The organism is Bacillus halotolerans (assembly GCF_004006435.1).
GTDB classification, from domain to species: domain Bacteria; phylum Bacillota; class Bacilli; order Bacillales; family Bacillaceae; genus Bacillus; species Bacillus halotolerans.
Window position 1 is genome coordinate 2883552 of sequence record NZ_CP029364.1, and the last position, 24288, is coordinate 2907839.

Annotated in this window: 25 protein-coding genes and 1 riboswitch; of the genes, 23 read left to right on the forward strand and 2 right to left on the reverse strand. The window is 43.1% G+C overall.

Features of this window, described 5'->3' with window-relative positions; genetic code table 11:
- Positions 1 to 35: 35 nt before the first annotated feature.
- A complete protein-coding gene (locus tag DIC78_RS14710) occupies positions 36 to 944 on the forward strand; it encodes a proline dehydrogenase family protein (protein ID WP_106019527.1) in 909 nt (302 codons plus the stop codon).
- 27 nt (positions 945 to 971) lie between these two features.
- Here the strand turns inward: DIC78_RS14710 and DIC78_RS14715 are convergent, their stop codons facing one another.
- Positions 972 to 1115, reverse strand: a complete 144-nt coding sequence (locus DIC78_RS14715; protein ID WP_010331806.1) for a YuzL family protein — start codon at positions 1113 to 1115, stop codon at positions 972 to 974.
- 175 nt (positions 1116 to 1290) lie between these two features.
- Between DIC78_RS14715 and DIC78_RS14720 the strand changes: the two genes are divergently transcribed.
- The 19 genes from DIC78_RS14720 (at position 1291) to sufB (ending at position 18088) form a co-directional block, all read left to right on the forward strand.
- Positions 1291 to 3660, forward strand: a complete 2370-nt coding sequence (locus tag DIC78_RS14720) for a 3-hydroxyacyl-CoA dehydrogenase/enoyl-CoA hydratase family protein (protein ID WP_127696493.1) — start codon at positions 1291 to 1293, stop codon at positions 3658 to 3660.
- 10 nt (positions 3661 to 3670) lie between these two features.
- Complete coding sequence (locus DIC78_RS14725; RefSeq protein WP_127696494.1) at positions 3671 to 4846, forward strand: acetyl-CoA C-acetyltransferase; 1176 nt, start codon at positions 3671 to 3673, stop codon at positions 4844 to 4846.
- A 14-nt stretch (positions 4847 to 4860) separates the two neighbouring features.
- Positions 4861 to 6645, forward strand: a complete 1785-nt coding sequence (gene fadE / locus DIC78_RS14730; RefSeq protein ID WP_127696495.1) for an acyl-CoA dehydrogenase FadE — start codon at positions 4861 to 4863, stop codon at positions 6643 to 6645.
- Positions 6646 to 6756: 111 nt separating this feature from the next.
- Positions 6757 to 7113: an arsenate reductase family protein gene (locus DIC78_RS14735; RefSeq protein WP_024122775.1), complete on the forward strand. Its 357-nt coding sequence runs from the start codon at positions 6757 to 6759 to the stop codon at positions 7111 to 7113.
- A gap of 66 nt (positions 7114 to 7179) precedes the next feature.
- Positions 7180 to 7563 carry a glycine cleavage system protein GcvH gene (gcvH, locus tag DIC78_RS14740; protein ID WP_010331800.1) on the forward strand — a complete coding sequence of 128 codons (384 nt, stop codon included), beginning with the start codon at positions 7180 to 7182 and terminating at the stop codon, positions 7561 to 7563.
- A gap of 55 nt (positions 7564 to 7618) precedes the next feature.
- Complete coding sequence (locus DIC78_RS14745; RefSeq protein ID WP_010331799.1) at positions 7619 to 7855, forward strand: YusG family protein; 237 nt, start codon at positions 7619 to 7621, stop codon at positions 7853 to 7855.
- Positions 7856 to 7932: 77 nt separating this feature from the next.
- Complete coding sequence (locus tag DIC78_RS14750) at positions 7933 to 8286, forward strand: toprim domain-containing protein (protein WP_167492250.1); 354 nt, start codon at positions 7933 to 7935, stop codon at positions 8284 to 8286.
- 11 nt (positions 8287 to 8297) lie between these two features.
- Entirely contained in the window at positions 8298 to 8618 is a 321-nt protein-coding gene (locus tag DIC78_RS14755; protein ID WP_024122773.1) for a thioredoxin family protein, read from the forward strand.
- A gap of 107 nt (positions 8619 to 8725) precedes the next feature.
- Positions 8726 to 9070, forward strand: coding sequence for an SCP2 sterol-binding domain-containing protein (locus DIC78_RS14760; RefSeq protein ID WP_024122772.1), 345 nt, complete (start codon positions 8726 to 8728; stop codon positions 9068 to 9070).
- A gap of 114 nt (positions 9071 to 9184) precedes the next feature.
- Positions 9185 to 9291, forward strand: a riboswitch (SAM riboswitch).
- Positions 9292 to 9396: 105 nt separating this feature from the next.
- On the forward strand, positions 9397 to 10422 hold the full coding sequence (metN, locus tag DIC78_RS14765) for a methionine ABC transporter ATP-binding protein MetN (protein ID WP_105991683.1): 1026 nt from the start codon (positions 9397 to 9399) through the stop codon (positions 10420 to 10422).
- Positions 10415 to 11083: a methionine ABC transporter permease MetP gene (metP, locus tag DIC78_RS14770; protein ID WP_010331792.1), complete on the forward strand. Its 669-nt coding sequence runs from the start codon at positions 10415 to 10417 to the stop codon at positions 11081 to 11083. The genes metN and metP overlap by 8 nt, the downstream gene beginning before the upstream one ends.
- A 13-nt stretch (positions 11084 to 11096) precedes the next feature.
- Positions 11097 to 11918 (forward strand): methionine ABC transporter substrate-binding lipoprotein MetQ, encoded by an 822-nt coding sequence (gene metQ, locus DIC78_RS14775; protein WP_095714027.1) that lies wholly within the window; start codon positions 11097 to 11099, stop codon positions 11916 to 11918.
- A gap of 82 nt (positions 11919 to 12000) precedes the next feature.
- Positions 12001 to 12378: a carboxymuconolactone decarboxylase family protein gene (locus DIC78_RS14780; RefSeq protein WP_038954281.1), complete on the forward strand. Its 378-nt coding sequence runs from the start codon at positions 12001 to 12003 to the stop codon at positions 12376 to 12378.
- Between the two features lie 192 nt (positions 12379 to 12570).
- Entirely contained in the window at positions 12571 to 12723 is a 153-nt protein-coding gene (locus DIC78_RS14785; RefSeq protein ID WP_010331789.1) for a YuzK family famiily protein, read from the forward strand.
- 177 nt (positions 12724 to 12900) lie between these two features.
- Positions 12901 to 13686, forward strand: a complete 786-nt coding sequence (gene sufC / locus DIC78_RS14790; protein WP_010331788.1) for a Fe-S cluster assembly ATPase SufC — start codon at positions 12901 to 12903, stop codon at positions 13684 to 13686.
- A gap of 17 nt (positions 13687 to 13703) precedes the next feature.
- The gene (gene sufD, locus DIC78_RS14795; protein WP_095714026.1) at positions 13704 to 15017 is read left to right on the forward strand and encodes a Fe-S cluster assembly protein SufD; all 1314 of its coding nucleotides are present in this window, start codon (positions 13704 to 13706) and stop codon (positions 15015 to 15017) included.
- The gene (sufS, locus tag DIC78_RS14800) at positions 15017 to 16237 is read left to right on the forward strand and encodes a cysteine desulfurase SufS (RefSeq protein ID WP_095714025.1); all 1221 of its coding nucleotides are present in this window, start codon (positions 15017 to 15019) and stop codon (positions 16235 to 16237) included. The genes sufD and sufS overlap by 1 nt, the downstream gene beginning before the upstream one ends.
- Complete coding sequence (gene sufU / locus DIC78_RS14805; RefSeq protein ID WP_003222809.1) at positions 16227 to 16670, forward strand: Fe-S cluster assembly sulfur transfer protein SufU; 444 nt, start codon at positions 16227 to 16229, stop codon at positions 16668 to 16670. Before sufS ends, sufU begins: the two co-directional genes overlap by 11 nt.
- 20 nt (positions 16671 to 16690) lie before the next feature.
- On the forward strand, positions 16691 to 18088 hold the full coding sequence (sufB, locus tag DIC78_RS14810) for a Fe-S cluster assembly protein SufB (RefSeq protein WP_024713611.1): 1398 nt from the start codon (positions 16691 to 16693) through the stop codon (positions 18086 to 18088).
- A 232-nt stretch (positions 18089 to 18320) separates the two neighbouring features.
- Here the strand turns inward: sufB and DIC78_RS14820 are convergent, their stop codons facing one another.
- A complete protein-coding gene (locus DIC78_RS14820) occupies positions 18321 to 18536 on the reverse strand; it encodes a hypothetical protein (protein ID WP_240671123.1) in 216 nt (71 codons plus the stop codon).
- Between the two features lie 864 nt (positions 18537 to 19400).
- Here DIC78_RS14820 and DIC78_RS14825 point away from each other — a divergent pair.
- From DIC78_RS14825 to DIC78_RS14835, 3 genes are read left to right on the forward strand one after another with little or no spacing between them, the layout of a single operon-like run.
- Positions 19401 to 19979: a restriction endonuclease subunit S gene (locus tag DIC78_RS14825; protein WP_127696496.1), complete on the forward strand. Its 579-nt coding sequence runs from the start codon at positions 19401 to 19403 to the stop codon at positions 19977 to 19979.
- A 4-nt stretch (positions 19980 to 19983) separates the two neighbouring features.
- Positions 19984 to 23040, forward strand: coding sequence for a type I restriction endonuclease subunit R (locus tag DIC78_RS14830; RefSeq protein ID WP_127696497.1), 3057 nt, complete (start codon positions 19984 to 19986; stop codon positions 23038 to 23040).
- A gap of 42 nt (positions 23041 to 23082) precedes the next feature.
- Entirely contained in the window at positions 23083 to 24288 is a 1206-nt protein-coding gene (locus DIC78_RS14835; protein WP_127696498.1) for a restriction endonuclease subunit S, read from the forward strand.

Sequence of the window (24288 nt, forward strand, 5' to 3'; positions counted from 1 at the left end):
TTTTGAAGAAGGCTGTATCGTCAGGAGGGAATTGGATGTTGAGACATATGTTTTTATTCTTATCTCAAAATAAAACGCTCACCAAGCTTGCCAAAGCATACGGATCACGGCTGGGGGCGCGGAGATTTGTCGCGGGGGACACGATTGAATCGGCTGTTTGGACCATTAAAAAGCTGAATCGATCCGGTTTGTGCACAACCATTGATTATTTAGGCGAGTATGCGGCTACACAAAAAGAAGCGAGTCGAGTCGCAGAGGAATGCAAGAAGGCGATTCAAGCGATTGCCGAACACCGGTTAGATTCCGAGCTTTCCCTTAAGCTGACGTCACTGGGGCTCGATATTTCAGAAGAGCTGACCGTTTCACATTTGCGTGACATTTTATCTGCTGCGAAGGAAAATGACGTGGCTGTGACGATTGATATGGAGGACTACTCACATTATGAACAGACGCTTGCCATCTACAGGCAGTGCAAGCAGGAATTTGACATGCTGGGTACGGTGATACAGGCGTATCTTTACAGGGCTGCAGAAGATATCCGAAAGCTGCACGATCTGAAGCCGAATCTCAGACTTGTCAAAGGCGCTTACAAGGAATCTGCGGCCGTTGCATTCCCTGATAAAAAAGGAACAGACCTTCACTTTCAGAGCTTGATTAAACTTCATCTGCTGAGCGGGAACTATACTGCCGTCGCTACACATGATGATGACATCATTGCGTTTACGAAGAAACTCGTTGCCGAGCATCAAATCCCGCTGTCACAATTCGAGTTTCAAATGCTTTACGGGATTAGGCCGGAGCGGCAGAAGGAACTCGTGAAGGAAGGGTACAAGATGCGTGTATATGTCCCGTATGGAACCGACTGGTTTAGCTACTTTATGAGAAGAATCGCCGAAAGACCCGCAAATGCGGCTTTTGTGTTAAAAGGGATTTTCAAAAAGTGAAAGCAGCCGCGAACCGCAGCTGCATTGTTATTGTTCCATGTTGTGTTTCTTATACTGCTGATTTTGGCTTGTCCGTTTTCCTCCGCCGTAATGCTGTGTCGGACCGGCATCTCCTTTCACGCTCGCCGCGCTTACTGCTGCTGAAGACGGGTTCTTTTTCTCTCGCACCATTCCCTTCACCTCCGGGTTTAAGTTTCCCGTCTTCTATCTGCTTCATACAAAAAAATAACAAATTAGCTATTGAAGTCGAAACAAAAATCTTTTATGATGAAAGAAGAAACGGGTTTCCATTTTTTTTGACCAAAAAATGAATGATTATTCATTCAACGTTCAAGGGGGATGTCTCATGCACAAACACATTCAAAAAGCAGCCGTTTTAGGATCGGGGGTTATGGGTTCCGGTATTGCTGCGCATTTGGCTAACAACGGAATTCCGGTCCTGCTGCTTGATATTGTGCCGAACGATTTAACAAAGGAAGAGGAGAAAAAGGGGCTGACCAAGGAAAGTCCGGAGGTGCGCAGCAGGCTGAGCAGATCTGCGGTGAAAAAGCTGCTGAAACAAAAGCCTGCCCCTCTTACGTCAGCACAAAATACCGCTTATATTACTCCCGGCAATCTAGAAGATGATGTTGAGAAGCTGAAGGAAGCTGATTGGATTATTGAAGTCGTTGTCGAAAATCTTGAGGTCAAAAAGAAGATTTTCTCTCTCGTGGATGAGCATCGGAAACCGGGCAGCATTGTCTCGAGCAACACGTCCGGCATTTCAGTGCAGGCAATGGCTGAAGGCAGGTCTGATGATTTTAAAGCTCATTTTCTTGGAACACACTTTTTTAACCCGGCGCGATATTTAAAGCTGCTGGAGATCATTCCGATTAAGGAAACGGATCCTGACATTCTGGCGTTTATGACATCCTTCGGTGAAAATGTCCTCGGCAAAGGTGTGGTCACAGCAAAGGACACACCAAATTTTATCGCAAACCGAATCGGGACGTACGGACTTCTCATTACGGTTCAAGAAATGCTGAAAGGCGGCTATCAGGTCGGAGAAGTCGACTCCATCACAGGCCCGCTGATCGGAAGACCGAAAAGCGCAACCTTCAGAACGCTGGATGTTGTCGGCCTTGATACGTTTGCCCACGTCGCCCGAAACGTATATGACAAAGCAGAGGGAGACGAAAAAGAAGTATTTCGCCTGCCTGACTTCATGAATGACATGCTGCAAAAAGGCTGGATCGGAAGCAAATCCGGTCAAGGCTTTTATAAAAAAGAAGGAAAAACGATTTATGAGCTAGACCCGATGACGCTTACTTACGGAGAACGGACAAAGATGAAAACGCCGGCTCTTGAAGCGGCAAAGCAAGCTAAAGGGACAAAAGCCAAAATGAAAGCGCTTATTTATTCGGAAGACAGGGCTGGCCAGCTGCTGTGGAATATCACGTCGCAAACGCTGCTTTACTCAGCCCAGCTTCTCGGAGAAATCGCCGACGATATTCATGCAATTGACCAAGCCATGAAATGGGGATTCGGCTGGGAACTGGGGCCATTCGAAATCTGGGACGCAATCGGTCTCAGACAGTCGGCGGAAAAGCTTGAACAGCTTGGAGCGGAGATTCCCGGCTGGATAAAAGATATGCTGGACAAAGGGAATGAGACCTTCTACATCAGAGAAAACGGAACAGTGCTTTATTACGAAAGCGGCGAATACAGAGCTGTAAAAGAAAACAAGAAACGAATCCATTTACAATCGGTCAAAGAAACAAACGGCGTCATTGCCAAAAACAGCGGAGCCAGCCTGATCGACCTTGGAGACGATGTGGCACTTCTCGAGTTTCACTCGAAAAGCAATGCCATCGGGTTCGACATCATTCAAATGATCAACAGAGCTTTGGAAGAAACAGAGCGGAATTACAAAGGGCTTGTCATCGGCAATCAAGGCAAAAATTTCTGTGTGGGCGCCAATCTCGCCATGATCTTAATGGAAGTACAGGATGACAACTTTATGGAAGTTGATTTGGTGATACGGCGTTTTCAAGAGACAATGATGAACATCAAATACAGCGCGAAACCTGTTGTTGCAGCTCCATTTGGCATGACGCTCGGCGGAGGGACGGAAGTGTGTCTCCCTGCTGCACGAATACAAGCGGCAAGCGAAGCCTATATGGGACTTGTAGAATCAGGAGTCGGCCTTATCCCTGGCGGAGGGGGCAATAAAGAGCTGTACATCAATCATCTTCGCCGCGGTCTTGATCCGATGAATGCGGCCATGAAAACATTTGAAACGATCGCAATGGCTAAGGTGTCAACTTCCGCCCAAGAGGCTCGGGAACTGAACATTTTAAAAGAGGCTGACCGTATCAGCACTAACCAGGATCACCTCCTGTACGATGCAAAGCAGTTAGCCGCCTCTTTATACGATACCGGCTGGCGGCCGCCTGTAAAAGAAAAGGTCAAGGTGGCGGGGGAAACAGGTTATGCCGCGCTTCTGCTCGGTGCAGAGCAAATGAAGCTGTCCGGCTACCTATCTGAGCATGATATGAAAATCGCTAAAAAGCTCGCTTTTGTGATTGCCGGCGGAAAAGTGCCGTTCGGAACAGAGGTGGATGAAGAGTATTTATTGGAAATTGAGAGAGAAGCGTTTTTAAGTCTGGCAGGCGAGGCGAAATCTCAAGCGAGAATGCAGCATATGCTGGTGAAAGGCAAACCTTTACGGAACTAGGAGGGAGTTTATGAAAGAGGCAGTTATTGTGGCAGGAGCAAGAACACCGGTAGGGAAAGCGAAAAAAGGTTCATTGGCCACCGTTCGCCCGGATGATTTGGGAGCCCTTTGCGTGAAAGAAACGCTGAAACGAGCAGGCGGCTATGAGGGCAATATTGACGATTTAATTATTGGCTGTGCAACACCTGAAGCAGAACAGGGGCTCAATATGGCGAGAAATATCGGCGCGCTTGCGGGTCTGCCATATACGGTGCCGGCGATTACGGTCAACCGCTACTGTTCCTCAGGTCTTCAGTCCATCGCATATGCGGCAGAAAAAATTATGCTTGGCGCCTACGATACGGCCATTGCAGGCGGAGCGGAATCTATGTCACAGGTTCCGATGATGGGGCATGTGACCCGTCCGAACCTCGCATTAGCCGAGAAAGCGCCGGAGTATTACATGAGCATGGGACACACAGCAGAACAGGTTGCGAAAAAATACGGCGTTTCCCGTGAAGATCAGGATGCTTTTGCCGTGCGCAGCCACCAGAAAGCTGCCAAAGCTCTTGCAGAGGGGAAATTTAAAGATGAAATTGTCCCTGTCGAAGTCAAGGTGACAGAAATCGGCGAAAACCATAAGCCGCAGGTAAAACATACTGTTTTTTCTCAGGATGAAGGTGTCCGCCCGCAAACGACCACAGACATTTTAAGCACATTACGCCCGGCCTTTTCCGTTGACGGGACAGTCACTGCCGGAAATTCCTCGCAAACAAGTGACGGGGCGGCGGCTGTCATGCTGATGGATCGCGAAAAAGCGGATGCGCTTGGTTTGGCGCCGCTTGTCAAATTCCGTTCCTTTGCAGTTGGCGGGGTGCCGCCGGAAGTCATGGGCATCGGGCCCGTGGAAGCCATTCCGCGCGCACTGAAGCTTGCCGGGCTTCAATTGCAGGACATCGGGCTGTTCGAACTGAACGAAGCGTTTGCATCACAAGCCATCCAAGTCATCAGGGAGCTGGGGATTGATGAGGAGAAAGTGAATGTCAACGGGGGCGCTATCGCACTCGGGCACCCGCTTGGATGTACGGGCACAAAGCTGACACTCTCACTGATTCATGAAATGAAACGGAGAAACGAGCAATTTGGAGTCGTCACAATGTGTATCGGCGGCGGGATGGGAGCAGCCGGCGTATTTGAATTATGCTAAAGGGGGAAAAACAAATGACGAAAAAAACGGCTGAAGTACTAAAAGGCGGCGGCTTCTTAATCGAGGATGTCACATATGATCAGATGTATACACCGGAGGATTTCACCGACGAGCATAAAATGATTGCGAAAACAACGGAGGATTACATTGAGCAGGACGTTCTGCCGCATATAGATGAAATTGAGAACCATCAATTTGAACATTCCGTCCGGCTTTTGAAGAAAGCGGGAGAACTAGGGCTTCTCGGAGCCGATGTTCCCGAGGAATACGGCGGGCTGGGCCTTGATAAAATCAGCTCGGCGCTGATCACTGAAAAATTTTCGCGTGCGGGAAGCTTTTCACTTTCTTACGGTGCACATGTCGGCATCGGTTCCTTGCCGATCGTATTCTTCGGAACGGAAGAGCAAAAGAAAAAATATCTCCCTGATCTGGCTTCTGGGGAAAAGATCGCTGCGTACGCACTGACTGAGCCGGGTTCCGGATCTGATGCGTTAGGCGCAAAAACGACAGCGGTGCTGAATGAAGCTGGAACGCATTACGTATTAACCGGAGAAAAACAGTGGATTACCAACTCAGCTTTTGCCGATGTCTTTGTCGTTTACGCCAAAGTGGACGGCGAAAAGTTTTCCGCTTTTATTGTAGAAAAAGATTTTCGGGGCGTATCAACCGGACCTGAAGAAAAGAAAATGGGAATTAAAGGGTCATCGACGAGAACCCTTATTTTGGATCAGGCTGAGGTGCCGAAGGAAAACCTTCTTGGAGAAATCGGCAAAGGGCATGTCATCGCTTTTAATATTTTAAATATCGGCCGCTACAAGCTGGCAGTAGGAACGATCGGCGCGTCCAAACGGGTGATCGAGCTGTCTGCAGCTTACGCAAATCAGCGCCGCCAATTTAAAACGCCGATCGCAGGCTTTTCGCTGACCCAGGAAAAAATCGCGACGATGGCATCAAGACTGTATGCGATGGAAAGCTCTGTGTACAGAACTGTCGGACTGTTTGAAGACAATATGAGCCAGTTTACAGCTGAAGACCTAAAGGACGGAAGACAAATTGCGAAGTCCATTGCCGAATACGCCATTGAATGCTCTCTCAACAAGGTGTTTGGCTCTGAAACGCTTGATTATATTGTCGATGAAGGCGTGCAAATCCACGGCGGCTACGGATTTATGCAGGAGTATGAGGTGGAAAGAGCCTATCGGGATTCCAGGATCAACCGGATTTTCGAAGGAACAAATGAAATTAACCGGTTAATCGTGCCAAGCACGTTTCTGAAGAAAGCGATGAAAGGCGAGCTGCCTCTTTTTGAAAAGGCACAGGCGCTTCAAGAAGAACTCATGATGCTTATGCCTGAGGAGCCGGGCACCGGCGTATTAGAGCAAGAGAAATATATCGTCAAGCAAGCCAAAAAAATCGCCCTGTTCGCCGCGGGCCTTGCCGCGCAAAAATACGGAAAAGCGATCGACCGCGAACAAGAAATCCTCGTAAACATTGCTGATATTGTCAGCAATGTATATGCAATGGAATCAGCCGTGCTCAGAACGGAAAAGGCCATTGCCGCGCAAGGAAGCGATAAAGCAGCGCAAAAGCTGCTGTACACAGAAATTTTCGTTCAAGAAGCCTTTAACGAAATTGAAGCCCATGCGAAAGAATCTTTACTAGCAATGGAAGAAGGGGATTCTCTCCGTATGATGCTCTCGGCTCTCCGCAAGCTGACACGCGTGACGCCTAAAAATGTCATTCGGAAAAAACGTGAAGCGGCAGCGGGTGTGTTCGAGGCAGAAAAATATATTGTCTGAGTCCCAAGGAGCTCCGCTCATCCGGAGCTCTTTTTTTATGAAGCACTGTTTTAGGTTTTTAAAACAAACTGTGTTAAAATAACCTCGATTATTTTATTGAGGGGGAAGAAGATGTCGTTAACTTTTTACTGGTACCCTAAATGCGGAACGTGCCGCAAAGCGAAAAAATGGCTTGAAGAACACGGAAAAGAAATCAACGAAATACATATTGCAGAACAGCCTCCAAGCAAAGAGGAGCTAAAATCGCTTTATGAAAAAAGCGGGCTGGATTTAAAGAAATTCTTCAACACAAGCGGCATGAAATACCGTGAACTGAATCTGAAGGAAAAACTGTATCATATGTCAGAAGACGAACAGCTTGAACTGCTGGCTTCAGACGGAATGCTGATCAAGCGCCCGCTCACAACAGACGGCGAAAAAGTGACAGTCGGCTTTAAAGAAGATCAATTTGAAGAAAACTGGTCATGATGTAAATTTTTTTCGAAAAGTGTGGTATCTTCTTATTGTAGTGCTGTAAAAAATGGAGGGATTCAATTGAGCATACCTAAAGATTTGCGTTACTCAGAAGAACACGAGTGGGTAAAAGTTGAAGGAGAAAAAGCCAAAATCGGCATTACCCATTTTGCCCAATCCGAGCTCGGAGATATCGTGTTTGTTGAGCTTCCTGAAGTCGGCGCTGAAATTAAAGCGGACGAGCCTTTCGGAAGTGTAGAATCCGTAAAAACGGTATCTGAGCTTTACGCACCGATTAACGGAACTGTAGTGGAAGTAAACGAAGATCTTGATGACAGCCCGGAGTTCGTCAACGAATCTCCGTATGAAAAAGCATGGATGATCGTCGTTGAACCGTCTGATGCGTCTGAAATTGAAAAACTAATGACAGCAGAGCAATACGAAGAGATGACACAGCAAGACTAAAACCGGATAGCTGAGCAGGCAATTGGATACGCTAACGCTATGGGAGGTGTCCAATATGGCTTTCAGCAAACAAAAGCTCGATGTCACCAATGATGTGACAGGCCGCTTTCAAAATGGCCGGCTCTCGTTATATCATGAAGATGAGATGATCGGCCAAATGACAGGCATGAATGAATATGAGCTTAAGTCCGGTTTTACCTATGAAAATGAAAAGTTTTATAAGACAGCCGACGTGGTTTCAGGAGACGATCAGAAATATGTGGATTGTGACTACGAAAGCGGCTGGTGTTAATGTTGGCGGTGAATTTCACTGCCTTCTTTTACAATCTGAACGTTTCAAATTTGACGCGGCAGGTGAAGCAGATGAACATGGACGAGCTGGAAAAAGTCTTGATTGTTGAAGGGAAATCAGATAAAGAAAAGATTGAAAGCGTCCTGAATGAGCCAGTGCGCATTATCTGCACAAACGGAACAATCAGCCAGCTGAAGCTGGAGGAATTGGCTGACGAGCTTTACGAGAAGGACGTCTATATTTTGGTTGATGCCGATGAATCGGGCGAGAAATTGAGAAAACAGCTGAAAAGGGAATTTAATGAAGCCTTCCATATACATATCGACAAAGCCTATAAGGAAGTCGCGGCGGCGCCCAGACACCATATAGCATCTGTATTGCTGAGCGCAAATCTGAATGTCCATACGATTTTTCTTGAAAGAAAGACCTGAGGTGTTATAGTATGAAAGAACTCCAAGAACAAGAACTTGAACACATTACTGATGATGTGTATCTCCTATATTTATATACTCCGTTTTGCGGGACCTGCCAGCTGGCAAGCAAAATGCTGACAGTCGTCGAAGAAATGCTTCCGTCTGTCGCCTTCTATAAAAATAATCTCAACTATTCACCGGCGTTTGCTAAAGCATATCAAATTGAAAGCGTCCCTTGTTTTCTGCTGTTTAAGGGCGGGAAAGTAATTGAAAGAGGGTATGCGTTTCATTCCGTTTCTTACTTATATGAGCTGATCAAACAAAAATCATCTTCTGCATCTCATTTATGACATTTTTCTCGGCGCATTCCAATGAAATTGTCGTTCGTTTTATAAAGGGGTTCTTGCGCTGAGGAGAGAAATGTGTATGTATGACCAACAAATAGGAGGTTGTACAAATGGAGAAAGCGGAAGTTTTAGAAGATGATTACCAGCATCTGTTTTTAAAACCCCTTTTGAACACTTCAACATTGCTCATTACCTTCCAAGGAGAAACAGAAGCCTTAACCGTCTCAATAAACGAACAAGGGGAAATGAAAAAGATTTCTCCGCCCCACACGTCCAACCTGACCTTTTATGGAAACCAAACAGAAATCATTGATCTTTTGCATGGAGACATTTCCCTTCAGCACCTGATCCAGAGCGGAAGCCTAAAGGTAAAGGGTTCATTCAGAGCGCTGTTAAAGCTGGAAGCCATTCTGTGGCTGACTAATGGTTTTTTTCAGAGGATTCTAAAGAATTGAAAAATAGTAAATTATTATAATAGTAAAAGTTGACATCATTTATTTTATTGACATTTTATCATTCGCCATGCTATTCTACATTAAGAATTTCCGGACGAAAAAGACTATATATTTCTCTTATCAAGAGAGGTGGAGGGAAGTGCCCTATGAAGCCCGGCAACCATCAACACTGTTGAAATGGTGCCAATTCACACGAAGCGTTCAGCTTTGAAAGATGAGAGAAAGGCGTTTTATATAAGCCTTTCTGCTCAAGTATGCAGAAAGGCTTTTCTTTTGCAGAAAAAACCGGAAGATTTCTTAGAATAGTGTTAAGGCAGGTGATCGCTTTGATCAATCTTCAGGATGTTTCAAAAGTGTATAAGTCGAAACATGGAGATGTCAATGCTGTCCAAAATGTCTCGCTTTCCATAAAAAAAGGTGAGATTTTTGGAATTATAGGATATAGCGGAGCTGGTAAAAGTTCCTTAATCCGTCTGCTGAACGGACTTGAGAAACCGAGCTCAGGAATCGTGGAAGTGGCGGGAACAAAGATTAATGAAGTAAACGGACGCAATTTAAGAAAAGCACGCCATGAAATCAGTATGATTTTCCAGCATTTCAATTTGCTCTGGTCGCGAACTGTCAGAGATAACATCCTGTTTCCTTTAGAAATTGCCGGGGTGAAAAAAAGCGAGCGGATCAAGCGTGCCAATGAACTGATTAAACTGGTAGGTTTAGAAGGAAAAGAAAAATCTTACCCATCCCAGCTGAGCGGAGGACAAAAGCAGCGGGTCGGAATCGCCAGAGCGCTCGCAAACAATCCGAAGGTTCTCCTTTGTGATGAAGCGACATCAGCTTTAGATCCGCAAACAACTGATTCAATCTTGGATCTTTTGTCCGATATTAATGAAAGACTCGGTTTGACGATTGTGCTGATCACACACGAAATGCATGTCATCCGCAAAATCTGCAACAGAGTCGCTGTCATGGAAAACGGAAAGGTTGTTGAAGAAGGAGAAGTTCTCGATGTCTTCAAGAATCCGAAGGAAGAAATGACAAAACGATTTGTCCAGCAGGTGACTGAGCCTGAAGAAACAAAAGAAACGCTTCAGCATCTTCTTGACGAAAAAGCGTCAGGAACAACGGTTCAGCTCACATTTGTCGGCGAAGCGGCTGAACAGCCTCTGATTACAGAGATGATCAGAAACTTCAATGTCAGTGTCAATATTCTGCAAGGGAAAATCTCGCAGACGAAGGACGGAGCATACGGTTCATTGTTCATCCATATTGACGGTGACGAGGAAGAAGTGCAAAACGTGATCCGGTTTATTAATGACAAACAGGTGAAAGCAGAGGTGATCACGAATGTTTGAAAAATACTTCCCGAACGTTGATGTAACTGAATTATGGAACGCGACATACGAGACGCTTTATATGACGCTGATCTCTTTGGTTTTTGCCTTTGTCATCGGGGTGATCCTCGGTCTGCTGCTCTTTCTCACAAGCAAAGGGAGCCTCTGGCAGAACAAAGCGGTCAACACTGTGATTGCGGCCATTGTCAATGTATTCAGGTCTATTCCGTTCCTCATTTTAATTATTTTATTACTAGGTTTTACGAAGTTTTTAGTCGGCACCATCTTAGGGCCGAACGCGGCACTTCCGGCGTTAGTCATCGGCTCAGCCCCGTTTTACGCGCGGCTTGCTGAAATTGCGCTGCGCGAGGTGGATAAAGGCGTCATCGAAGCTGCGAAATCAATGGGAGCCAAAACATCAACGATTATTTTCAAAGTGTTGCTTCCGGAATCCATGCCGGCCCTTATTTCTGGGATCACGGTTACGGCCATCGCTTTGATCGGCTCAACGGCAATTGCGGGCGCCATCGGTTCAGGAGGCCTTGGAAACCTTGCATATGTAGAAGGATATCAGTCTAATAATACTGATGTGACCTTCGTTGCTACTGTATTTATTTTAATCATCGTTTTCATTATTCAAATGATCGGTGATGTCATAACAAATATAATAGACAAACGATAAGGGAGGATTTACATTGAAAAAGCTATTTTTAGGTGCATTACTGCTTGTATTTGCAGGAGTTATGGCTGCCTGCGGTTCTAATAACGCTGAATCCGGCAAGAAAGAAATTGTTGTTGCAGCTACAAAAACACCGCATGCAGAAATTTTAAAAGAAGCTGAACCATTGTTAAAAGAAAAAGGCTACACACTGAAAGTGAAAGTGCTTAGTGATTACAAAATGTACAACAAAGCCTTAGCTGATAAAGAAGTGGATGCGAACTTCTTCCAGCACATTCCTTACCTTGAGCAAGAAATGAAAGAAAACAAAGATTATAAACTTGTGAATGCCGGCGCGATTCACTTAGAGCCATTCGGTATTTATTCTAAAAAATACAAATCATTAAAAGATCTTCCCGACGGTGCGACAATTATCCTGACAAATAACGTCGCTGAACAAGGCCGTATGCTTGCAATGCTTGAGAATGCAGGATTAATTACACTTGATTCCAAAGTGGAGACAGTCGATGCAACACTGAAAGACATTAAGAAAAACCCGAAAAACCTTCAGTTCAAAAAAGTAGCGCCTGAATTAACGGCAAAAGCATATGAAAACAAAGAAGGAGACGCGGCCTTCATCAATGTGAACTACGCGATCCAAAATAAATTAAATCCTAAAAAAGACGCGATTGAAGTGGAATCAACAAAAGATAACCCTTACGCCAATATCATTGCAGTGAGAGATGGCGAAGAGGATTCTGCAAAAATCAAAGCGCTGATGGAAGTTCTTCACTCTAAAAAGATCAAAGACTTCATCGATAAAAAATATGACGGAGCTGTGCTTCCTGTATCTGAATAAGACTGAAACCCCGGATGAGAAATCCGGGGTTTTTTGGGTATTTTCCTTAAAGCTGTTCATAATAAAAAGGAATGTTAAACAGATGGAGGGATTTTCTTTGAATCAAGATAGAGGAAGCATGCAGGACGCGCTAAAACAATATAAACAAAGTTTAGGCACATTTGAACAGAAGATGCCGATGATGGGAAGAAAGTTTAACGAATTTACCGAACAATGCTTTGCAGCTAATTCACTAACAGAAAGAGAAAAACAGCTGATTGCACTGGGGATCGCCATCAATGCTCAGGACGAATATTGCATGATCTATCACACAAAAGGCTGTCTTGACCAAGGAGCGACGGAAGAAAACATTCTTGAAGCTGTCAGTGTGGCGGCGGCATTCGGAGGCGGAGCTGCCCTAAGCCAAGGTGTGACAGTTGTCCAGCAGTGCATAGAGGAATTTGGAAACACTACGCATTAGAAGAAGGAATATTCCGAAAATCGATTCTCATTTCAACTCAAAGGGTCCTTTCGTCTCATCCGTTGTTATATCAAGCCATATCCATTTTGCAGCGCCGGTCGCAGAGCTGATACAATAGTAGTAAATAAATGAAGGGATTGATTCATTATTTGCAGCAGCCAGGACAGACTGGACCTCGATTATACGTCAGAAATGGAAAAAGCGATGCAGCTGTCGCATGGAATCGGGTACGAGGAATACGGACGCCGGCTGGATACAAGAATGGAAGTTGAGCGGCAGAGAGAGCTTGAATATAAAAAATGCAAGCGGTATTCTGCGGAGCTTAATGAGAAAATCGGTCTTTAAAAAAAGGGTGGGAATCCACTCTTTTTCTTTTTCAATTGCTTTAATAAAGTGCTGAACTTTGTTAAACTTGAGAAATGTGCAAGGCACGATAAAAAGTTGTATTTACTTTTCATTTGTTATAAAATTAGAATGAGAATAAAATGAGAATAATGATTATATATTTTTGGAGGTATAGATATGGCTGCTTCAACATTAACGATCAAAGATCTTCACGTTGAAATCGAAGGGAAAGAGATCTTAAAAGGGGTAAACCTTGAAATAAAAGGCGGAGAGTTCCACGCCGTAATGGGACCGAACGGTACTGGTAAATCAACTCTGTCAGCTGCTATTATGGGGCATCCTAAATATGAAGTCACGAAAGGCAGCATCACGCTTGACGGCAAAGATGTACTGGAAATGGAAGTGGACGAGCGTGCGCAGGCAGGTTTGTTCCTTGCAATGCAGTACCCAAGTGAAATCAGCGGTGTGACAAATGCCGACTTCCTTCGTTCTGCGATCAACGCGCGCAGAGAAGAAGGCGATGAAATTTCTCTTATGAAATTCATCCGCAAAATGGACGAAAACATGGAGTTCTTAGAAATGGACCCTGAAATGGCTCAGCGCTACCTCAACGAAGGCTTCTCAGGCGGGGAGAAAAAACGCAACGAAATCCTTCAGCTGATGATGATTGAACCGAAAATCGCCATCCTTGATGAAATCGACTCAGGTCTTGATATTGACGCTCTGAAAGTTGTATCAAAAGGGATCAACAAAATGCGCAGCGAAAGCTTTGGCTGCCTGATGATCACTCACTATCAGCGTCTGTTAAACTACATCACTCCTGATGTGGTTCACGTTATGATGCAAGGCCGCGTTGTAAAATCCGGCGGTGCAGAGCTTGCACAGCGTCTTGAAGCAGAAGGTTATGACTGGATCAAAAAAGAACTTGGCATTGAAGACGAAACTGTAGGCCAAGAAGCGTAAGCGTTAGGGGGATTAATATGACACTAGATACAAAACTATCCGTAGATCAGGAGTATCTCAAAAGCTTTTCCGAAAAGCATCAAGAACCTGCCTGGCTGAAAAACCTGCGCTTACAGGCTCTTGAACAAGCTGAGGATCTGCCGATGCCGAAGCCTGACAAAACAAAAATCACAAACTGGAACTTCACGAACTTCGCGAAGCATACAGTTGATAATGAGCCGCTTTCTTCATTAGAAGATTTGACTGATGAAGCAAAAGCGCTGATCGATGTCGAAAACGAAGATAAAACGTTATATGTACAGCGTGATCAGACGCCTGCATACCTTTCTCTTTCTCAGGAATTGAAAGACAAAGGCGTCATCTTTACTGATATTTTGACTGCTGCCCGCGAGCACAGCGACTTAGTGGAGAAATACTTTATGAAAGACGGCGTGAAGGTTGATGAGCATAAATTAACTGCACTTCACGCAGCTCTTGTTAACGGAGGGGCATTCCTCTATGTTCCGAAAAATGTTCAGGTGGAGACGCCGGTTCAGGCTGTTTATGTCCACGAAAGCAACGATACAGCTCTATTCAACCACGTATTGATTGTGGCGGAAGACCATAGCTCAGTAACGTATGTAGAAAACTACATCAGCACGGTCAACCCGAAAGATGCTGTATTCAATATTATCAGTGAGGTTATCACAGGTGATAATGCCAGTGTGACATACGGTGCGGTGGATACTCTGTCTTCCGGCGTGACAACTTATGTCAATCGCCGCGGTGCTGCGCGCGGACGCGACAGCAAAATCGAGTGGGCTCTCGGCCTCATGAACGATGGCGACACCATTTCCGAAAACACAACAAACCTTTACGGTGACGGCACTTACGGCGACACGAAAACGGTTGTTGTCGGAAGAGGAGAGCAAACAGAAAACTTCACGACACAAATCATTCATTTCGGTAAAGCTTCTGAAGGATATATCTTGAAGCACGGTGTGATGAAGGATTCCGCTTCTTCTATCTTTAACGGAATCGGCAAAATCGAACATGGCGCTTCTAAAGCGAATGCGGAACAGGAATCCCGTGTGCTGATGCTCAGCGAAAAAGCGCGCGGAGACGCAAACCCTATTCTTTTAATTGACGAAGACGATGTAACTGCAGGACATGCGGCATCTGTCGGCCGTGTGGACCCTATTCAGCTTTACTACCTGATGAGCCGCGGGATTGCGAAAGAAGAAGCAGAACGCTTAGTCATCTACGGATTCCTTGCGCCGGTAGTTAACGAACTTCCGATTGAAGGCGTTAAGAAACAATTGGTTTCTGTTATCGAAAGGAAAGTGAAGTAATGAATATCACAGATATTCGTGAACAGTTCCCGATCCTTCATCAGCAAGTGAACGGACATGATCTCGTTTATCTCGACAGCGCGGCGACTTCCCAGAAGCCGCGTGCTGTCATTGAAACACTGGATAAGTATTATAACCAATACAATTCCAATGTTCACCGGGGCGTCCATACGCTTGGAACCAGAGCGACAGACGGTTATGAAGGAGCGCGTGAAAAAGTCCGCAAGTTTATTAACGCGAAGTCAATGGCTGAGATTATTTTCACAAAAGGCACGACCACATCACTGAACATGGTGGCGCTAAGCTATGCACGCGCTAACCTCAAACCGGGTGATGAAGTGGTCATCACCTATATGGAGCATCATGCGAATATCATTCCGTGGCAGCAGGCTGTCAAAGCGACTGGCGCCACATTAAAATATATTCCGCTGCAGGAAGACGGCACGATTTCATTAGATGACGTCAGAGCAACGGTCACAAGCAATACAAAGATTGTTGCGGTATCTCATGTGTCTAACGTTCTCGGCACGATCAACCCGATAAAAGAAATGGCGAAAATCGCTCATGACAATGGTGCTGTCATTGTGGTGGACGGTGCACAAAGCGCGCCCCACATGAAAATTGACGTGCAGGATCTCGATTGCGACTTCTTTGCGCTTTCTTCCCACAAAATGTGCGGCCCTACCGGAGTAGGTGTGCTGTACGGAAAGAAAGCCCTGCTGGAAAACATGGAGCCTGCCGAATTCGGCGGTGAAATGATCGACTTTGTCGGGCTTTATGAATCAACTTGGAAAGAGCTTCCGTGGAAATTCGAAGCGGGTACTCCGATTATTGCTGGAGCAATCGGTCTCGGTGCCGCAATTGATTTTCTCGAAGAAATCGGTCTTGATGAGATTTCCCGCCACGAGCACAAGCTTGCAGCTTATGCGCTTGAACGCTTCCGTCAGCTTGACGGCGTGACGGTTTACGGACCGGAAGAGCGTGCCGGGCTGATCACATTTAACCTTGATGATGTTCATCCGCACGATGTGGCAACCGTACTTGATGCGGAAGGGATTGCTGTCAGAGCGGGTCACCATTGCGCCCAGCCGCTGATGAAATGGCTGGATGTAACTGCTACTGCGAGAGCAAGCTTTTATCTGTATAATACAGAGGAAGAGATTGATAAGCTTGTGGAAGCTCTTCAAAAGACAAAGGAGTATTTTACAAATGTCTTTTAATGCAAACTTAGATACATTGTACAGACAAGTGATTATGGATCATTACAAAAACCCTCGCAACAAAGGGGTTTTGAATGACAGCATCGTCGTGGATATGAACAATCCGACATGCGGCGACCGAATCAGGCTGACAATGAAGCTTGACGGAGACATCGTGGAAGATGCGAAATTTGAAGGGGAAGGCTGTTCCATTTCAATGGCATCCGCTTCGATGATGACTCAGGCGATTAAAGGGAAAGATATTGAAACAGCCCTTTCCATGTCTAAGATTTTCTCAGATATGATGCAAGGGAAAGAATATGATGATTCTATAGATCTGGGTGATATTGAAGCCCTTCAAGGCGTTTCAAAATTCCCGGCCCGTATTAAATGTGCAACCCTGTCATGGAAGGCACTTGAAAAAGGAGTCGCTAAAGAAGAGGGCGGCAATTAAAAGGATTGGAGTGAAAATGGATGGCTAAAAAAATGCCTGATATTGGTGAATACAAATATGGTTTTCACGACAAGGACGTTTCCATTTTCCGTTCAGAGCGCGGATTGACAAAAGAAATCGTAGAAGAAATTTCTCGCATGAAAGAAGAGCCTCAATGGATGCTTGATTTCCGCTTGAAATCACTTGAACATTTCTACAACATGCCAATGCCACAATGGGGCGGAGATCTAAACTCACTGAACTTTGACGAAATTACGTACTACGTAAAACCGTCTGAGCGTTCAGAGCGTTCTTGGGATGAAGTTCCTGAAGAAATTAAGCAAACATTCGACAAGCTCGGGATTCCTGAAGCTGAACAAAAATACCTTGCGGGTGTTTCTGCTCAGTACGAATCAGAGGTTGTATACCACAACATGAAAGAAGATCTTGAAGCGCAAGGCATCGTCTTTAAAGATACAGACAGCGCGCTGAAAGAAAATGAAGATATTTTCCGTGAGCACTGGGCAAAAGTGATTCCGCCGACTGATAACAAGTTTGCGGCGCTGAACTCAGCTGTTTGGTCCGGCGGATCTTTCATCTATGTGCCAAAAGGCGTGAAGGTTGAGACACCGCTTCAAGCTTACTTCCGTATCAACTCTGAAAACATGGGTCAGTTCGAACGTACACTGATCATCGTTGACGAAGAAGCAAGCGTGCATTACGTTGAGGGCTGTACGGCACCTGTTTACACAACAAACTCTCTTCACAGTGCGGTTGTTGAAATCATCGTGAAAAAAGGCGGCTACTGCCGTTATACAACGATCCAAAACTGGGCGAACAACGTTTACAACCTTGTAACGAAGCGTACGATCTGTGAAGAAAACGCAACGATGGAATGGATCGACGGCAACATCGGTTCTAAACTGACAATGAAATATCCTGCTTGTATCCTAAAAGGCGAAGGCGCGCGCGGTATGACGCTTTCTATCGCTCTTGCGGGTAAAGGCCAGCATCAGGATGCGGGTGCGAAAATGATTCACCTTGCACCAAACACATCATCCACAATCGTATCAAAATCGATCTCTAAACAAGGCGGGAAAGTAACCTACCGCGGAATTGTCCACTTCGGACGTAAAGCGGAAGGCGCCCGTTCCAACATCGAGTGTGATACGCTCATTATGGATAACAAATCAACATCAGATACAATTCCTTACAATGAAATCTTAAATGATAACATTTCATTGGAGCACGAAGCGAAAGTGTCTAAAGTATCTGAAGAACAGCTCTTCTACTTGATGAGCCGCGGTATTTCCGAAGAAGAAGCGACTGAAATGATCGTAATGGGCTTCATCGAGCCATTCACAAAAGAGCTTCCAATGGAATACGCAGTTGAAATGAACCGTTTGATTAAGTTCGAAATGGAAGGTTCAATCGGTTAATATCGAGAAAACCTTTATATATTGCGGGTTTGAGGGATTTTATATCGTGCCAACTTGGTGGCGTGCCAAATTCGTGCCAAGTTGACCTTATCTTTTAGTGTAGGAGGCGAACTTTTGAAGTTCGTCTTCTTCTATTTTTTCTGTGATATCTAGATAAGTGTCCGCTGTTGTTTTGATGGTTTTATGCTCCAAGCGATGTAATTTTTAAAATTGCTTCAAGCTGAACAAAGGTTCATTCCTTTACATTTGCTTTTTTATCCTCAAGCCGATTTTTCACAACTTCATCAAAAAGCATATTGCGATCATTTATTGTTTGTCCATAATATTTTCTTTCTTCAACTTTTGCTGCTTCTATTGCTGCTTCCTTTTTTGTAAGGCTTACTAATTTTCCATCCTTGTGTACCTCTGCCTGCCATTTTCCACTGGCTAACTTTCTGAAGTTTGCCATGACGCCTTTTCCCCTTTCAATCCTTTAAAGCAATTTCGATAAGGCCCTTAATTTTGATTTTTCTTCTGTTGTCAGAAGCCTGTCCTTAAAAAATAGTGGATCATTAGAATCTAATAAATGATCAAGTTTCAATCGTTCGTCTCTAACTCGTAGCATGACCGTTGTTCAAACTTTTCAGGTAATTTCTGTATATGCTCAATAATATCTTCTGTTATTTCACCTTGCATAGTTATATTTAAATTCATATATCCTGCTGCTTTCATCAAACCCTCGTATGGAACTTCTAAGCTTTTTTAATACTTCAATTGATGGTTAATCACGTTTCCCACCTTTTTATTAACACAAAATAGTCTAGGATATGATGTTAAACCACCTTATTATTCATTTTTATCCATATAATGGTGAAATCCAAAAAATACGGCTTGTTTTAAGTGAACAAAGCTACATCAATCATCAATAATTCAGTTTTAACAATCAGCACACCTGTCATGAGGAGACAGTCATATTGCTGACGAAAATATGATAGTTGAACCCTTGGAATCGCTTATGGTGTGATTTCAAGGGTTTTGTTTGTTTTGTGGGATTTGAGATTAATCATGAGTAATTTGGTTTTAGCGGTTTGATGTCGTTTGTGGAAACAAAATAACGTTGAATAGGGGATACATTTTTGCAATGATGGTTTAACAAGTTGGTGCGGAAGAGTGAAGAAACAAGGATATAAAATAGTTTCAGCAGGCATTTTTTAAAGTAATAATGAAATATATAAATATTTCATATTATCATTGACGAAGCAAACTCGATGTGTTTTAATATGTAATATATAAATATTTCAAAAAATAATTTCTGTGATTAGGGGCGATTTATTTGGAGAAAAGAAAATTAAATGAATTCGTAACATTCGTTCCTGGTATTAATCCAACAAGAGCACAAAAGCAGTTTGAAACTCAAAAAATAAATTATTATGACCAAGCGTCTTTTGAAGCTGATTATAATCGTGAGGACGTAGCAGTTGAAGAAGAGGCAAAACCTTTATTTCAAAATAACCTATCGTTAAATGAAGGTGATGTTGTTATCAGTAACTCATTACAGCTAGCAACAATTGTCGGTAAAAATAATGTTGGTAAAGTGTTGTCTCTAAACTTTACCAAAATAGAGTTTGATATCGAACGACTTGATGAGGGATATTTTCTTTATTTGTTTAATGCTTACAAAGATGTAAAGCGACAAAAAGAAAGGGAGTTACAGGGGAGTGGCCCTATTCTAAGAATTCCGCTTCGTGCTCTTGGGGAAATTATCATTCCTGTTGCTCCGATCGAGGAACAGAAGAAAATAGGCGCTATATACGTAGAAACACTGAAGCTACAAAATAAGTTAAACATATATGCGGACTTGATTGAGCAGTTTTCGAGCTCAATAATAGAAGAAACATTAAAGGGGAAATAATCAAATGAAAAGTCAATCGGAATTAGAATTTGAAAATGAAGTTATCGATTATTTGACCAAAATCGGTGGAGTAAAACAATGGGAATACAAAAAGGACATCAAAACAACCGAACAACTCTGGGATAACTTTAAAGTAATCCTAGAACAAAACAATAGCGCTCGTTTAGATGAACCCTTGTCTGTCACTGAATTTAACCAGGTGAAGAAAATCATCACTAGTATCGAATCACCTTACCATGCCGGACAGTTTTTGTATGGCGTTAATGGTGTTTCTGAAATTGAAGTCGACCTTGACAATGGTAAGCATGTGTTTTTGACCGTATTCGACCAAGCTCAAGTGGGCGGAGGGAACACTGTTTATCAAGTGGTGAATCAAATTAAACGGCCAAAAGTAGTTGATGGTAAGCCGAATCGCAGGTTTGACGTGACATTGCTTATTAATGGTTTGCCGATTATTCAAATCGAATTAAAGAAAGCACTTCACAGCGCTACAGAATCTTTAAATCAGATGGAACAGTATATTGCTGAAAAACAATTAAGCGGTATCTTTTCAACTTTGCAGATTTTAATCGCGATGACACCGTTTGATATACGTTATATGGCAAATACCCCACTTCAAAACTTTAACCGAGCTTTTGCTTTCAACTGGCAAAACGAAGATGATGCTCGTCCTATTCGTTCATGGAGGACGTTTGCGGATAAGGTGTTGTCCATTCCAATGGCTCATGATTTGGCAACACGCTACATGGTACTTGATGGTACAAAAAACAAAGAAAGTATTAAAGTCATGCGTCCTTATCAAGTCTATGCCACAAAGCGTGTGCTTGATAAAGTTAGAAAGTTTGACTTTAGCTATGATGATGGTAAATTAGGATACATTTGGCACACAACAGGCTCAGGTAAAACAATCACAAGTTTTAAGACAGCGTGGCTTGCAAGCCGTTTATCTAATGTAGATAAAGTTATCTTCTTGGTTGACCGGATCGCGCTTACCAACCAAACAGCTGATGCTTATAAAGCCTATGATCCTGTTGCTGGTTTTGAAGGAAAAACTGGTGTGGTGGGTGACACAGCCAATATCTCAGACCTTCATCGCAAACTAACGAAGAAAAGCGACAAGAACATCATTGTGACAAGTATCCAAAAAATGTCGCGTTATGTAGCGCGGGACAGCTTCAAGCCACTTAATGAAAATATTCTTTTTATCGTGGATGAAGCCCACCGATCAACTGGTAATGGTACCGAAAATGAAGGGATGCTTGAAACGATTCGAAAAGCAATTCCTAATTCTGCTTGGATTGGTTATACTGGTACACCAAAATTCCCGGAAACACGAGAAATCTTTGGAGAACTATTACATGCATATACCATTAAAGAAGCGATTGCGGATAAAAATGTCTTAGGGTTTAACGTTGAATTTAAGGAAACAATCGAGGCTCCCGAAGATCCTACCGAAGATGATATTGATGATAATGTTCGTGGAAGTGTTTACGACTATAGTCCAGAACATGTGAAGTTAGTAGTGAAAGACATCTTTGATAATTGGAAGAAACGTTCAAATGATCGCAAATATAATGCCTTATTTACAGTCCATGTAGGAGGTAACAAAGCAAGTACACCAAGAGCGATGGAATACTTCGATAAGTTTGCGGAAGAGAATGCGAATCGTCCAGCAGATAAACGATTAAAAGTTGCGGTGAGTTTCTCGGCAGATACATCCAATAGTATTCATCAACTGAAAACGAACGAAAACTTACACAGAGCCATCAAAGCCTATAACGCAATGTTTGGCACAGCTTTTGATATGACGACAGTTAAAGCCTACACAGAAGACTTAGCACGACGTTTGAACAAGACAGCTGATGATGGCAACTATTTAGATTTGGTCATTGTTGTGGATCAACTTTTGACCGGTTTTGATGCTCCTGAGATGAATACGCTCTATATTGACCGAACACTTAAAGGTGGGAACTTGATTCAGGCATACTCACGTACAAATCGAATACATAACGTTGTCGATAAGCCTTGGGGAAATGTCGTGAATTATCGTTGGCCGGAGCAAAACGAGTATGAAATGAATAAGGCTTTTGCTATTTATTCAAATCGTGCATCTGCCGACGAACAACTTTCACTTGAAGAATTGAAGAAAGGCAACGAAGAGTCTGGTATCACTTCCAAACCATTTAGCAAGGTCCAAGCTGAGATGCAAGAAGTCATCAAGAAGCTTTCCACACTCACAGACGATTTTATACAATTACCACCAAGTGAAAAAGCACAGGATGAAGTCTTTGAGAATCTGAAAGAGTATAATCGTTTATTGAGTCAGTTGAAACAATATACCGTAGATGATGACCAAAATCCTATTTCTGCCTATGATAATCCTGAAGAGTTCTATGAACGTTTAGGTATTACTGAAGAGCAGGAAGTCATTTTAACAACTGTCATTGCTGGTGAGTTGAAAGAACGACGTGCGAAGCGAGAAGACATTGATATTTCGCAGGTTAATCTCTCTATGGTTCATATTCACGATGTGACCATCAACTATGATTTTTTGATTGATTTGATCGCCCGGATGGCTGACGAAGTTCATGCGAACGAAATGTCGAAAGCGGAAAGTACACGTGATGAAATCCAAGTTGAAATCGCCAAGTCTGACAATGAAAAAGAAAAATCTAAGGTGAGTCATTTTGTATCTAAGATTTTCTCAAAAGAGTTTGAATTTGATCATTATCCAGCACCTCGAAGTGTTGAAAAAATGAACCAAGCTATGGATAAAGCACAAAAGGATACGAATATCCGACTTGTAACGAATTTCATCCGTACTTGGGGGCTTGATAATAGCACAAAGCCTAAAGAACTTGAAAACTTGATTAAGAAACACCGATTAGGTCAAGAGGATATGGATAAACAAGGGGAGTTAACCGCAATTATGAATGACGCAAGAGCTGATTATAAAGAAATTGCAGCTGAAAAGATTGCAGAATTAACTTGGGTGCGATACCGAATTGAATTTCGTAAGGCATTTTACGAAATGGCTGACGAAATTAAGAAGGGAGAATAGTCAAGTGATAAAATTATGCAGACTACAAAAAGGAGATCAGAAATGAGCGATAAAATAACAAATTCACCCCAATTTAGATTCGCAGGATATACTGACGCTTGGGAACAACGTAAGTTGGGAGAGGTTTACACGGAAAGAAACGAAAGAGGTAATAATTCTTTACCAATTCTTTCGGTTTCAATTCATCACGGTATTTCAAAAGGTGAATTAGACAGCAGTTCATTGGGTAAGGTAGTTCGCAGAAGTGAAGATAAATCCTTGTATAAAAGTGTGCACTCCGGCGATCTAGTATTCAACATGATGCGTGCCTGGCAAGGAGCAATCGGCGTAGCAAAAATAGAAGGAATGGTAAGCCCTGCCTATATTACAGCCATTCCTAATGAAAAATTATTTCCGCCATTTATGAATTATTGCTTACGGCGACATGAAATAATTAACCAGATAAATAATTTTTCTTATGGAGTCACGGATTTCAGAAAAAGGCTGTATTGGGATTCGTTTTCCAAAGTTTCGTGTTTTATTCCTTCTGTTCCTGAACAAATCAAAATCAATTTGTTCTTCAATCACCTCGACAACCTCATCACCCTTCATCAGCGTAAGTTAGAACTGTTGAAAGATATGAAAAAAGGCCTGCTTCAAAAAATGTTTCCGAAAGATGGAGCCAATGTTCCTGAAATTCGCTTTGTAGGATTTACTGATGCTTGGGAACAGCGTGAGGTCGGAGAATTCCTTGAAGAAAGCAAAATTAAAGGTTCGGATGGATCAGTTGCAAAAAAATTAACAGTTAAGCTTTGGAGAAAAGGAATAGTTCTAAAAGAAGAAATATATAAAGGAAGCATAGCCACTCAATATTACATTAGAAAATCAGGACAATTTATGTACGGGAAATTAGATTTTTTAAATCAAGCATTTGGTATTGTCCCAGATGAATTAGACGGCTACGAATCAACATTAGACTCTCCAGCATTTGATTTTAAAAATGATTTAAATCCTAATTTCTTTTTAGAATATGTAGCTTTAGAACGATTTTATAAATATCAAGGAAATATAGCTAATGGGTCTAGAAAAGCAAAACGTATTCATGTAGAGACTTTTTTTAGAATGCCAATACCTATTCCTAGTTATGAAGAACAACAAAAAATAGGTTCATTTTTCAAACAACTAGACGATACCATTACGCTTCATCAGCATGAGTTAAATTCGCTGAAAGATTTAAAGAAATCACTGCTTCAAAAAATGTTTGTATAA